The following is a 12,606-nucleotide window of genomic DNA, read 5'->3' as shown; positions in this document are numbered from 1 at the left end:
ATATTCTATCAAACGCCGTCATTGAACGTCCCAAACCCCACAGGGGTATGGCGGTTCTGTGAACAGGGCAGGGAGGCGAGGCGGTCGTAGAAGGCTCCGACCGGGGCCGACGCGCAAGCCAGTACGAAACGAGCCCCCGCAATGCGGGGGCTCGAGGCGCGTTTCGAAAGATGCCGATCCTACAGGTTCAGGGCCTTCTTCAGCGAGCTGACGCGGCGGCGCGACACGGGGATCTTCTCCTCCACGCCGTTCAGGGTCAGCAGCAGGGTGCCGCCGGAAACCGACTCGATCTCCTCCACCATGGACAGGTTCACCAAGTAGCCGCGGTGCACGCGGAAGAATCCGTGGCCGTCGAGGCGCTTCTCCAGCTGAGCGAGGCTCACCGTGGAGAAGTAGCGGTCGGTGTCGGTCTGCAGGTAGGCGTAGTCATCGCGGGCCATGACGAAACGGATCTTGTCGATGCCGATCAGGATCTTCTTGCCGCCCTTCTCCACCGGGATGCGCTCGGACTTGTGAGCCTGCATGTGCAGGGCCACGTGCTCGCGCACGCGGGCGATGGCCTGGGACAGACGCTCGGTTTCCACGGGCTTCACCAGATAGTCGATGGCGCTGACCTTGAAAGCGTCCAGGGCGTGCTCGGAGTACGCGGTCACGAACACCACCGCCGGCGGGAACTTCAGGTGCTGCAGGGCCTCGGCTAGCTGCAAGCCCGTCGCCTCGGGCATGTTCACGTCGAGGAACATGACATCGCACGGGTACTCTTTCAGCTTCTCGATGGCCTCGCGCACGTTGGCAGCCTCGGCGGTAACCTCGACACCGCCCACTTCGTCAAGAAGAAAGCGCAGTTCGGAACGGGCAGGCGCCTCGTCGTCAACGATAATTGCGTTTAGCACGTCGTCCTCCAAAATGAACTCTCACAGTCTCACAGTAAACTCCGCTCTATTCTATAGCACAGCTGACGGTCCGTCATCCGCGAAAAAGAATAATCACGGGTTAAACCCAGATAGAAGATTGAAAGTTTCGATGGCCTATTGCTCGTGCCCGCGATGGCGCCCGCAGTAGCGGCTGCGATGCCATCCGCAGCAGAGACCGGCCCGAGGGCCACGTCAGCCGCCGCGACGGCGGACTGCCCCAAGAGGGCCACGGCACAAAAAGAGGCGACCCCGAAGGGCCGCCTCAGGAGAAACAGGACGCGACGTGCGGGACACGGAATGCGAATCGCAAAACGTCCGGTGCCTTAGTCGATCTTCAGCGCCTGCAACTCGGCCAAAGCCAGCACGTAGATCTTGAAGGCGGTCTTCAACAGGTCTTCGGCCACGCCCTCGTCGGGGCCGTGCTCGCCGCCGACCCAATGGGGGTTCTCGATCCACGGCATGTTCACGCCGAAGGAGGCCCCCTTCTTGAACTCGCGGGCATAGGTGCCGCCGCCGATGGTGAAGGGCTCATGTTCGGTGTCGCCGGTCACGAACTGGAAGGCATCCTGGAGCACCTGGATCTCGGGATCCTCTGGCTTTACGAGGAAGGGCACCATAAGCAGGGTGTTCTCGAAGGTGGCGCCGATGTCATCGGTCAGCTTCGTCAGCGCTGCCGTGATCTCCTCGGCGGTGATGGACGTGGGCCAGCGGCTGTCCATGGTCTGCACCAAGCAGTCGCCCTCCTTGCGGATGGTGCCGCCCACCACCGTGAGCGGTCCGAAGTACTCGTCGGCCGTAGCGATGCCCACACCGGCGCCGGTGGTGTCGGAAACCAGGCTGCGCACCAGTTCCAAGAACGAGCGCTCCTGCTGGTTGCACAGGTTGTTCTCCAGCAGGTAGTTCGCCAGTAGCATAATGGCGGAAATACCGCGCTCGGGCCACGCCGCATGGGCGTTCACACCCACCGCCTCGATGCGCACGGTGTCGTCGCCAGCGTCGGCCACGGTGATGCGCTCGGCCGCGGGCAGCCCGGCCGCGTCGCCGCGCACGATGGCCCAGGCCTCGCCGGGCACCGCGTTGGTGACCACACCGCCGGAGATATCCAGGATCACCGGGTCGGCGATGGGCGCGCTCGTGATGCAGCCGTCGTAGCCGCCCTTCTCGCCATAGCACACAGGGAAGTCGGCATCGGGCGTGAACAGGAAGGCCGGGCTGTCGTAGTTCTCAAGGTACCAGAGCACATCGGCCATGCCGGTCTCTTCGTTGGCGCCAAAGATGAAGCGCATGGTGTAGGGACGCGCCACGTCCAGGCCGGCCAGGCACTTCACTGCGTGCAGGGCCACCACCGACGGGCCCTTGTCGTCCAGGCAGCCGCGGCCCATGAGATAGCCGTCCTTCTCCGTCACCTTGAAGGGCTCGAAGGTCCAGCCGGGGCCAGCGGGCACCACGTCCACATGGCCGATGATTCCCAGCTGGGCATCGGTCTCGCCGGGCAGGTCGGCGAAACCGATGTGGCCCTCGCAGTTGGTGGCGGCCATACCCATGCCCTCGGCGATTTCCAGCGCCGCGGCCAGCGCCGCGGCCGGCCCGGGCCCGTAGGGCGCGCCGGGAGCGGCGGCGGCCAAATCCTCAGTGCTGGGGATTTCCACCAGCTTGGCGATGTCGGCCACGATAGCGTCGCGGTTCTCATCCCAATAGGCTTCGGCAGCGGCGATAACGTCTTTGCGTTCCATCCCTGTTCCTTTCGTCGGGTTCTCCGAAAATGCGGCACACCATAGCACGCGCCCCGTGCTTTCGCGACCAGAATCGACGTTCCACACAGCTTCGGCCTCAGTCTCCGCAAGTCAACATCGTTGCCATTATGACGCTGCTTCGACACAGGCGCGACACCCTGCCCGTTTTGTTGCGGGGCTGTTAGATCGGGGCGGGCGACCTGGTATTTCGAGGGGATTTGCTTATAATGGGAACGATTTGTCTCACGGGGAAAGGATGCATGGCTATGGCCGACGATGCCACTTTGCAGACAACGCGCACGCCCGACGACACCGAGAACGGCGCCAGCCCGAACGGGCCGACCGGCGCGCCCGAGCCGAACAGGGGAAAGCCCTGGTACAAGCGTCTGTCGCTGACCACGTGGATTTTCATCGCCCTCGTTCTGGGCGTAATCGCCGGTGTTGCCCTGCAAGGGGCTCCGGAGATCGCCGATACCTACATCAAGCCCTTCGGCACCATCTTCCTGAACCTTATCAAGATGATCGTCGTGCCCCTGGTACTGTTCTCCATCATCGCCGGCGTGGTATCGCTGGAAGACGTGAAGAAAGTGGGGGCCATCGGCGGTAAGACGGTACTGTTCTACCTGATCACCACCGCTTTCGCCGTCACGCTCGGCCTCATTTTCGCCAACGTGATGAACGTGGGCGCGGGCTACCAGCTGCCCTCGGGCGAGCTGACCTACGAGGCCACCGAGCCGCCCTCGTTCATCGACACCATCGTCAACATCTTCCCGAGCAACTTCTTCCAGCCCATGGCCGATGCCACCATGCTGCAGGTGATCGTCATTGCCGTGGTATTCGGCTTCGGCATGATCGCCGCGGGGAAGAAGGCCAAGCCCGTCATCGACATCTGCAACTCGCTGTCGGATGTGTGCATCGCCATTATGCGCGGCATCATTCTGGTGGCGCCCTTCGGCGTGTTCGGGCTCATCTGTCCCGTGATCGCGAACAACGGCATCGAGGTGCTGCGGCCGCTGCTGTGGCTGATCGTAGTGGCCTACCTGGCCATGCTGTGTCAGATTGTGCTGGTGTACTCGGGCATTATCAAGGTGTTCGCCCGCATGAGCCCGCTGAAGTTCCTGAAGGGCGAAATGCCCGTGATGGGCTTCGCCTTCGCGTCGGCCTCGTCGGTAGGCACGCTGCCCATTAACATGGAGTGCACCGAGAAGATGGGCGTGTCGAAGGAGGTTACGTCCTTCGTGCTGCCCCTGGGCGCCACCATCAACATGGACGGCACCGCCATCTACCAGGGCGTCTGCGCCATCTTCATCGCCCAGGTGTTCGGCATCGACCTTACGTTGGGCCAGCAGTTCACCATCGTGATGACCGCTGTGCTGGCCTCCATCGGCACCGCCGGCGTGCCCGGTTCCGGCATGATCATGCTGGCCATGGTGCTGCAATCGGTGGGTCTGCCCGTGGAGGGCGTGGCTTTGGTGGCCGGCGTGGACCGCATCCTCGACATGATGCGCACCACCGTGAACGTCACCGGCGACGCCGCCGTAGCCACCTGCGTCGACGCCATGCAGAAGCGCCTGGCCGCCCGCCGCGCCAAGAAAGCCGCCAAGGCCGCGTAGCCCGCACAAAAGCGCCCGGCCGGGGAGGACCGACCGGGCGCTGCGCGAGGGAGGGCAACGGGCAACTACGCTACGGCCTGCTCGCAGCATTTGGCCACGGCGGTGAGGAACCCCTGGCTCGTGCGGGTAGCGCCGGTCACGGTGTCGATGGCGACGGTCTGGGCCTCGATGACCGCCGGAATCAGCGTCTGCTCCATGGCCGCTTGGCCCACGTAGGTGGTCTCAAGCTCGTTTTCCTGCTTGATCTCGGCGATCTTGCCGCCAGCCACCGTGACGGTCACCGCGATGTCGCTGAACATGCCGAACTGGGTATCGGTGTAGGTGCCGTCCTTCAGACTGCCTTCCGGCATCTTCCACGTGGGCTCGGCCACCGACGGGCTCGTATCGCCCTCGGACGACACCGCGCCCGCCTTCCCGCTGCCGATGTAGACCGCGGCGTTCTTGCTGGCGAAGCGGCCCGAATTGATGTTGTTGGCGTTGGTGCCGCCGGGCACGTTGATGGTGTAGATGTTCGGCCACAGATCCGCCGAATCCACGCCCGCCGAGTACAGGCCGGGAATGGCCTCGCCCGCCTTGGTGACCACCTCCATCTTGCGATTGGTGCGAATGCCGCCGAAGGTGACCATGCACGCCTGGGGCATGTAGCAGAAGTAGTACGGCGGGTTGGCGATCTTCTGCAGGTATTCCTTGGGCTTGCCGAAGTGTGCGTCATCGCCGGCCTCGCACATCTCGTTATAGCCGTTGATGGACGCAATTACCGTGTCGTAGTCCAGTCCCAGCGCGTCGCTCGCCTTCTTCGCCAACTCTTCCAGAGTGTCAGCGCTGAAGAAGTCATCATAGGGGTTCTCCTCGATGCGCTGCGCTAGTTCTTCCTGGGTGGCCGCCCAATCGATGCGCGGCATGATCATGCCGTCGTAGGCGTCCTTGAAGATCTTCGCATCGTAGATGGAGTACAGCTTGTGGTGCGCCAGCGAGGGGATCATGTCGGCCATCCAGTTCTCGATGCCGGCCGATTCGGCACAGAAACGCTGGCCATCTTCGTTGATCCAGATCGCGCAGGGGTTGTGGCCGGCCACCACCAGACCGTCGCCGCGACCGAAGGTGCCATACTCGCCGCCGGGCGCACCCTGCACCGTCAGCTGCATCAGGCCCGACATGCGCGGCACGTTGCTGGCACCGCCCGCCTCCAAGGCCATGCGCACGCCGTCGCCGTCGTAGCCGTACAAAAACCGTTTCACGTTCGTCGTGTCCGAGAAGCCGCCTTCTTGCAGATACTCGTCGTTGTTGGCGAAACCGCCCGTGGCCAGCACTACGGCCCTCGCCTTCACCAGCACGTAGTCGCCGTTCAGCTTCTGCGCCCACACTCCGGCTACCGCACCGTTGTCCATAACCAACTCCACGGCGGGGCAGTTCAGCAGGAACTCCACGCCAAGCGACCGCGCGGTCTCGGTCATTGCCGGCGAGAAGTCGTCGTGGGCGCGGTTCTCGCCGAACCAGTGGAAGGTTTGGAACATGCCGCCGTGGTAGTCGTCCACAACCCCGGTGAAGTTCACGCCGCACTCCTGCAACCAGGCGATGTTCTCGCCCGAGGCCTGCACGAGGTCGAGCCACTTCAGGCCGTTGGCGCGGTTGTGAGAGTATTCCATCTCGCAGGAGATGATCTCGGCCGGCTTGATGGAGATGTTCGCGTCCTGCTGCATCTGGGAATTCACCGCGAACACGCCCTCGGTACCGATGCCGCCACCGCCCGTGCCGCCGTGCTTTTCCAGCACGACGACGCCGAGCCCCTGCTGAGCCGCTTCCACGGCCGCCGACAGGCCCGAGTTGCCCGCACCGCAGATGCAGATGTCGCAGGTGTAGGTAGCCGCCGCCTCGTAGGCCGCGCCGCTCACAGCCTCATCGCCCGTGGCGGCCACGGGCGTGGCCTTCTCCGGAGCGGGAGTGCAACCGGCCAGGCCTGCGCCTGCCGCCAGGCCTGCCACGCCGGCAACTCCGGCCATCCCCAAGAAACCTCTCCGCGTTATCGTCATAACGATCCCTCCTTCATTGTGCGTACACTCTTGCCGTCGAAGGCCCGCGGGCCACCGACGCCTCCGATCGTAGGGGCCCAGATGCGCGCCTGCTAGTACCCGCTCAAGGTAGAATTTCGGTTCGCCCCGAGAAAACTACCCGCAACGGGTAAGGGGGTCGCCACCGCGAAAACGCTATGATGGCATCGGCAACGACACGCACCCAGGGGAGGGGATGCCTCGTGAATTCCACTGATCATTCGCCCGCGGGCCGCCGCGGGCCTGCGGCGACGCCCGACCGAGCCGTGGTCTACAGCGCCGCCCATGTTTCGGGCATCTTGCTCGCCTTGGCGGGCATGGCGTCCCTATGGGCTTTTCTCCACTCCATCACGTTCCTCGACAGCATGGTGACGCTCCCTGCCGCGACGCGCTTCGGCGGCGGCTGGATTGCCAACTCGCTGTGCACCTTCGGCGTGTTTCTCGCCATCTTTCTGACGGCGCGGCGCTTCGGCCCGCTGATTCGCCGCCGCAACGCCTTCCGCATGGCCACGGGGTTTGTGGGAGCGGGGCTGGTTGTGCTCGTTGCGCTGAGCGGTTGGGTGTCGTCGCCCTGGATCACCTACCTGGGGAATATCCTGGTGGCCTTGGGCACCGCGCCCCTGATTATCATGTGGGGCGAACTGTACCAGTACCTGAACCCCCAGCGCGAGCAGCTGCTGGTTACCATGGGCGCGGCTGTAGCTGCCATCGCCCTGTACCTGGTGGAAATTCTGTTGCCAGCGCCGCTGTTTCTAGCGGTGTTGGTCGCGCTGCCCTTCGGCTCCATCGTCTGCCTGGCGAAAGCCCATGCGCTACTGGAGAAATCCTCGGACACGTGGCGCGCCAAACGCGACCGCGAGCGAGGGAAATCACCGTTGCTGCTGTTCATCTGCATCGCCGTCTTCTCCATCCCCTACAACTACTTGCGCAACACCGAGCAGGTACAATCCATCGTGTCCGACCTGCATGCGTGGCCGAGCGTACTGGCCATTGCCATCGTGGTGGTGTCCGTCGTCGGCATCGCCGAGCACCTTGCCGAACGACGCGGCGTCGTGATCATCCCCAGCTTCGTCCTGCTGCTGCTGAGCGCGGCGCTGTTGGCCCATCTGCTGGCACCAGCAGCCTATTCGTCGGCGGCGCCCAGCTTGCTGTATGCGGGATATTACCTGTTCCTGGCTATGATCTACCTGTCCATCGGCCCCATCGTGGCTACCGCCGAGGGCAATTCCACGCGCCTGTTCGCCGAAGCGATGCTGTTCAACGTGGCGGGGCTGCTGCTGGGCTCGGCCATCGCGGGCGCCGAAACCGTTCTGGGCGCGGGTCACGCCACGCTCACGGTACTCTGCCTCACCTACGCGCTGCTGATTGCCGGCTTTATGCTTTTGGGAAGCCGCTCCTACAGCCTGTTCCGCATCAACAACTTCGACGAGGAGGAGTACTCCTTCGAGTACCTTATCCCGCGGCCCGAGGCTTCTGCGGCACGCGGGGCGGCTGCGGCCAGTGCGGCAGACGCGGATGCGGGCGCAGACGGCACGGCGAGCGAAGAGGGGGCGGGCGTCCCCACCATGCTGGACGCTATCGTAGAGCAGTGCGAAACGGTCAGCAGCCGCTACCGCCTCAGCGGGCGCGAGGAAGAAGTGCTCGTGGAATTGGCGCGCGGACGCACCATCGCCTCCATCGCCGAAGCCCTCACCGTGTCCGAGAACACCATCAAGGCCCATACCAAGAGCATCTACCGCAAGCTCGGCGTCCACACCCGAGAGGAACTGCTGAGCTGCGTAGAGAAGGTGACCCTGTAAGGGCGACCTCGAACGCGCCGCGGGACGAAAGGCGCCGGGAGGTTGCGGAGCGCTCCGCAGGCGCGCTGCCGTGGCGTTCCCTGGACACACATTGTTACGGGTACTCAACCGGAAGGCCAGCTCATAGCTCAGGAGGGTCGACTTGATCCAACATTCCATCGCCCACTAGCGCTCCCCTACCTCGACTGCGCCACCCCCTCATCAAGCAGTTGCACCAAAAACGCGGGCATAGAATTGTAGAACAGCCGAGCCATGACGCGGGGAGAGGGCTCCATGCCGTGGCGCACCCAGTCGCGGGTCATGTATTGAGCACCCGTTCTAAAGAACTCGATGAGCAGCAGCTGCTCCTCGGCCAGAGGGTGCCCCGCACGAGCCGCCGCGCGTTCGACCATGATGCGATCCATGGCTCGGCCGCCATGCTCGCAAACCGAGTTGTAGTCGTCGCTTTTGAAGGCATTATCGAAGAATTCCTTGTTCTCGCGCAACAATGCGAACTTCTGAAAATGGGCCTCATAGCAGCTCAGATCAAGCCCGATTCGATAGAGAGACCGCTCCATCAGGTGATCCCAAAACCATACAGGAACGTCGAATATGTCGTGAAAATGCTCATAGAAGGTGGCGCGCGATACCCCTGTCGCTTTGCACAGGTGCGTTACTTTCACCTTTTCAAGGGGACAAGTGCGCATGAGCAGATTCAGCGTTTCCACAAAGTGCATCCGCGTTTCCCATTGCCCACCCATGGAGCCCTCCTCTCCTGCAACGTCTGGCATTCTATCCCTCTCCTTTCTCCCCCTGGCCCCAAAAACTTGCCCCCTCATACGCCTTCTTCCTCTTAACGCGCTGTTTTCCCACGTCAGGCGAAGGATTTTCCCAATTCGACACTTTGGCTGTTCTGTCGATTGACAAGGGGAAACTCTGACAATTCTCGCACAGTGTCAATTGATGACGACCTTGCGGAGTCGCTACGCTGCAAGGCAAAGGCCCGCTTTGAGGAGGGCCTGCACGATTGAAGGAGGATCCATGAAAGAATCGACGAACTTCTCCCGACGCAGCTTCCTGACCGGTGCCGCCAGTGCCGGCGCCCTGGCCGCCATGGGAGCCCTTGCGGGATGCGCCCCGAAGGCCCCTGCCAACGAAGAGCTGGCCGCGACGGGAGATGCCAGCGCAGCCGCAAAGCCCTCGGTATTCGACAAGCCGGCCTCCGTGGCCGATCAGGTTGCGCGCACCGAAGACTACGATGTGGTCGTGGTCGGCGGCGGCAACTCCGGCGTGGTGGGTGCCTTGGAGCTGGCGCAGCTGGGCGCCAAGACGCTGCTCATCGAGCAGACGGGCGCCTGCACCATCTACGCTGGCGACATCGACGCCCTCGACAGCAAGATTCAGAAGGATCTGGGTATCGAGATCGACAAAGAGTGGGTCATCAAGGACCTTGTCCGCTACGGCCAGGGCAAGGTGGACGAGAATCTGATTCGCCAGTGGGCCTACAACGCTGGCGCCTTCATCGACTGGTACCAAGAGCAAATGCAGAAGAAGGGGCTCGACGTGATGGTCGACACCGTCTGCAAGAAGTTCAGCCCCGAGGGCATCTGGAATTCCCCCGCTTCCGTGCACACCGCCTTCCAGCCGCCCCTGAAGCCCACGGCCAACTCCATGGGCTCGGAAATCGCCGTCCCCGCGATGATGGAGCTGTATGCCGAAGCAGGCGGCGAGGTGCGGTACAACACCACAGCCGTAGAGTTGGTGCAGGACGAATCTGGACGCGTGACCGGCGTGATCGCCCTTACCGAAGATGACGAGTACGTGCAATTCAACACCGCCAAAGCCGTTATGCTGGCCACGGGAGGCTTCGGTGGCAACAAGGACATGATGGACGAAATGGGCGTCATTTCCCACAAGTTCTGCTCGAACCACATCGGTGCCGAAAACTCCCATGGCGACGGCATCCGCATGGCGGTATGGGCCGGCGCCGATCGCGATTACGCCTGCGAGGGCAGCTGCAATATCTTCGACCGCGGATGCATTACCGGTGACGACACCAACGGTGGCGTCGGCCTGGACAACCAGGGCGGCGAGAATCCCAATCTGTGGTGGCCGGGCTCGCAGCCCTTCCTGCGCGTCAATGCCCACGGAAAGCGCTTCTGCAACGAAGACGGCCCCTACGACATCGTATTCAACCAGGCCTGCATGCAGCCCGGCCATTTCTGGTGGCAAATCTTCGATGCCAGCAGCTGGGAAGACGTCGTGTCTTTCGGCACCACTATCTGCTCGCGCGTGGTAGCGGCGGAGGGGGCGAAGAACTGTCTGCTGCTCGGCCAGTACTACCCCTGCACCTCCGAAGAGGAATGGCAGAGCGTGTTCATCGATCCCAACGTGGAGAACGGTGTGCTGCTGAAAGCCGACACCATCGAAGAGCTGGTGGACATGATGGGCCTGCCCAAGGAGCAGACGCTGGCCACCATCGAACGCTACAACGAACTGGCCGCCAAGGGCGTGGACGAAGACTACCACAAGGCGTCCTTCCGCTTGACAGCCATCGACGAGGGTCCCTTCTACGCGGCGAAGCTCGCCGGCTGGCTGCTGTCCACCTTAAGCGGCGTGCGCGTCGACAACACCTACACGCCCTTGACGGCGGAAGGCGAGCGCATCGAGGGCCTGAAGTGCGTCGGCCTTGATCATGGCGGGTTCTTCAACGGCATGTATGCCCAGTATTACGGCGGCCTGAACATGAGCCACAACGTGGTGTCCTCCTGGCTCGCCGCTATGGATCTCATGGGTCAGGAATTCCCCGTTCCCGTGGCCAGCGCTGCCAACGCCTACAAGACCCGCGCGTAAATCTTTCGCCGCCGAGCGCCTCCCTCCCCCGTTCGGCTTCCGAGCGAGTCCCTCTTTCTTGTCGTAGAAGGAGGGACTCGCCCTTCTCCGTAGGTAACTCGCAGTTGCGCGCGGCCTGAACCGTTCCTACGACGTGCGCGTTGCTGACGTCCCTTTGGCAGCAGGGACGTCGCCCGATGACACGAGCAAGGGCTATTCTGCGCATTTTTCGACTTATATAGCATTCCCACAGCAGTAGGATCGCTGCTCACAGCTAGGTCGCTCAGGTCACACCTGTATCTTCCCAGCTCACAGCAGCGCAGAGAGACCGTACTTCGATATTGCTTGAAAATATCAGAAAACCCAATGCTATATAAGTCGAATTATTTGCAATTATGGTCACTTTCCTGTCACGAACCCACCTGAGACCAGGCCACCGAGTGACGCCAACCAAGCACGGGAATCGTACGACTCTACGCAGAAGTGGTCAGCCGACCAGTTTCCGGTACACAGGACTGCGAAAGCGGAACCTAGAAACTCCGGGCATGGTATCGCGCGATCTGCGAGCGCAAAGATCGGTGGCGAGGCATATCGCGCTCGGAAAGGTACGCCGTCCTCTTCCCTGCCCTTCTTGAAGCTGGCACGATAATGGCTTGGAACTCTGAGGGGTTCTGCAGTTGCGCGTTGGTGAGCGTGAGCACCTCATATCCATCTGCGCGCAGGGCATCACGACGCCGCGAGTCGGTCGTTCGGGCCTCGATATCGCTGTGCGTCGCCCCGTCATATTCCACGACGACATTTGAATCCTCGAATCTGAAATCGCACACGACCCTCTTCTGGCGTGCGATTGTTACTGCTTCAGCGCTGAGCGCTACAACATCATTCAGGAGGGCCCCTTTGGCCCCAAGACCCCCGTATCGGCGGGGAAGAAGCGCAAGGAGCGCCATCTCGGTTTCTTTGACCGATGCGGACTTATCAGAGAGATGCCGCACCGCGCGCCGAGCCTTGTTCGCTCCGTCGCGGCCGTGATATCGATCGGCATAGGATGCAAGGAGCGTTTGCGAGGTGACAGGGGTTCTCACGCAGACAGACTCTCCATCAGGCTGATAGGCAACGTCCAGCGGATAGCCGCCAGCGAACTCCATGCCGCACGCGCAAAGGGCGCCCAGGTCGAGTACACTTGCCATCTGCATAAACGTCAGTTCGGGCGAGGCAACGTACACCGCTTCGGCCACCTTCACAAATGATCGGCGGGGCAGATTGCAGCCTACCTGGTGGAGCCGAATGTGCTTCCCCAATCCGTGTCTGCCGGGCGCATAGGGAACGCAAATATGCAGGCAGCCTTTTGGCCCTGTGCCAATCCCAGCTTGCACCAAGAGCGCTCGCGCCTTCTGGCCATTGGCATCCAGAACCTGCTTAACTTCGCGCTTGGTGCAAGCGGGACTCTTGAACACCGAAGCCGTTGGTAGCGAGAAAGACGGCAAGCGTCCACGCGCGAAGCACTCTCCCGAATGAAAGAGCCTCAAAGGAATAGCGTGCGTCTTAGACCACCAAATCCAAAACTGCCAAGCACTGATATGCGATAAATAGATATTCATAGGTGATACTTATAACATACTCAATGCTTAGAGAGGCCTCAAAACCATGTCTTGTAATTGTCGTGCATTCAAGCAATGAGTGCACGATTG

At 62.2% G+C, this 12,606-nt stretch carries 8 protein-coding genes; 3 read left to right on the top strand and 5 right to left on the bottom strand.

Annotated elements, in window-relative coordinates; all coding sequences use genetic code 11:
- Positions 1-179 precede the first annotated feature (179 nt).
- Together G503_RS0112205 and G503_RS0112200 are read right to left on the bottom strand one after the other, a co-directional pair.
- A complete protein-coding gene (locus tag G503_RS0112205) occupies positions 180-893 on the bottom strand; it encodes a LytR/AlgR family response regulator transcription factor (RefSeq protein ID WP_028027781.1) in 714 nt (237 codons plus the stop codon).
- A gap of 344 nt (positions 894-1,237) precedes the next feature.
- Positions 1,238-2,647, bottom strand: coding sequence for a Sapep family Mn(2+)-dependent dipeptidase (locus G503_RS0112200; RefSeq protein ID WP_028027780.1), 1,410 nt, complete (start codon positions 2,645-2,647; stop codon positions 1,238-1,240).
- Between the two features lie 260 nt (positions 2,648-2,907).
- On the opposite strand from G503_RS0112200, the gene G503_RS0112195 reads away from it, so the two are divergent.
- Entirely contained in the window at positions 2,908-4,260 is a 1,353-nt protein-coding gene (locus G503_RS0112195; RefSeq protein ID WP_235715566.1) for a dicarboxylate/amino acid:cation symporter, read from the top strand.
- A 65-nt stretch (positions 4,261-4,325) separates the two neighbouring features.
- Here G503_RS0112195 and G503_RS0112190 read toward each other — a convergent pair whose 3' ends face one another.
- The gene (locus tag G503_RS0112190; RefSeq protein WP_028027778.1) at positions 4,326-6,260 is read right to left on the bottom strand and encodes an FAD-dependent oxidoreductase; all 1,935 of its coding nucleotides are present in this window, start codon (positions 6,258-6,260) and stop codon (positions 4,326-4,328) included.
- Positions 6,261-6,511: 251 nt separating this feature from the next.
- Here G503_RS0112190 and G503_RS0112185 point away from each other — a divergent pair, with 251 nt between their 5' ends.
- On the top strand, positions 6,512-8,107 hold the full coding sequence (locus G503_RS0112185) for a helix-turn-helix domain-containing protein (protein ID WP_028027777.1): 1,596 nt from the start codon (positions 6,512-6,514) through the stop codon (positions 8,105-8,107).
- Between the two features lie 176 nt (positions 8,108-8,283).
- Here the strand turns inward: G503_RS0112185 and G503_RS15800 are convergent, their stop codons facing one another.
- Positions 8,284-8,877 carry a TetR/AcrR family transcriptional regulator gene (locus G503_RS15800; RefSeq protein WP_156892017.1) on the bottom strand — a complete coding sequence of 198 codons (594 nt, stop codon included), beginning with the start codon at positions 8,875-8,877 and terminating at the stop codon, positions 8,284-8,286.
- A 250-nt stretch (positions 8,878-9,127) separates the two neighbouring features.
- Here G503_RS15800 and G503_RS15190 point away from each other — a divergent pair, with 250 nt between their 5' ends.
- On the top strand, positions 9,128-10,939 hold the full coding sequence (locus G503_RS15190; protein WP_051191250.1) for an FAD-dependent oxidoreductase: 1,812 nt from the start codon (positions 9,128-9,130) through the stop codon (positions 10,937-10,939).
- 509 nt (positions 10,940-11,448) lie between these two features.
- On the opposite strand, the gene G503_RS16125 is transcribed toward G503_RS15190, so the two are convergent.
- A complete protein-coding gene (locus G503_RS16125; protein ID WP_084636621.1) occupies positions 11,449-12,516 on the bottom strand; it encodes a DUF559 domain-containing protein in 1,068 nt (355 codons plus the stop codon).
- Between the last annotated feature and the right edge of the window lie 90 nt (positions 12,517-12,606).

Source organism: Adlercreutzia mucosicola DSM 19490 (genome assembly GCF_000422625.1).
Lineage (GTDB): Bacteria > Actinomycetota > Coriobacteriia > Coriobacteriales > Eggerthellaceae > Adlercreutzia > Adlercreutzia mucosicola.
Note: the sequence above shows the minus strand (reverse complement) of the source record. Positions and strands in the feature narration are given on the sequence as shown.

Excerpts from the sequence above, each read along its gene's own strand:
- G503_RS0112200 (WP_028027780.1), bottom strand. The coding sequence starts at position 2,647 with ATGGAACGCAAAGACGTTATCGCCGCTGCCGAAGCCTATTGGGATGAG.
- G503_RS15190 (WP_051191250.1), top strand. The coding sequence starts at position 9,128 with ATGAAAGAATCGACGAACTTCTCCCGACGCAGCTTCCTGACCGGTGCC.
- G503_RS0112190 (WP_028027778.1), bottom strand. The coding sequence starts at position 6,260 with ATGGCCGGAGTTGCCGGCGTGGCAGGCCTGGCGGCAGGCGCAGGCCTG.
- G503_RS16125 (WP_084636621.1), bottom strand. The coding sequence starts at position 12,516 with ATGAATATCTATTTATCGCATATCAGTGCTTGGCAGTTTTGGATTTGG.
- G503_RS15800 (WP_156892017.1), bottom strand. The coding sequence starts at position 8,877 with ATGCCAGACGTTGCAGGAGAGGAGGGCTCCATGGGTGGGCAATGGGAA.
- G503_RS0112195 (WP_235715566.1), top strand. The coding sequence starts at position 2,908 with ATGGCTATGGCCGACGATGCCACTTTGCAGACAACGCGCACGCCCGAC.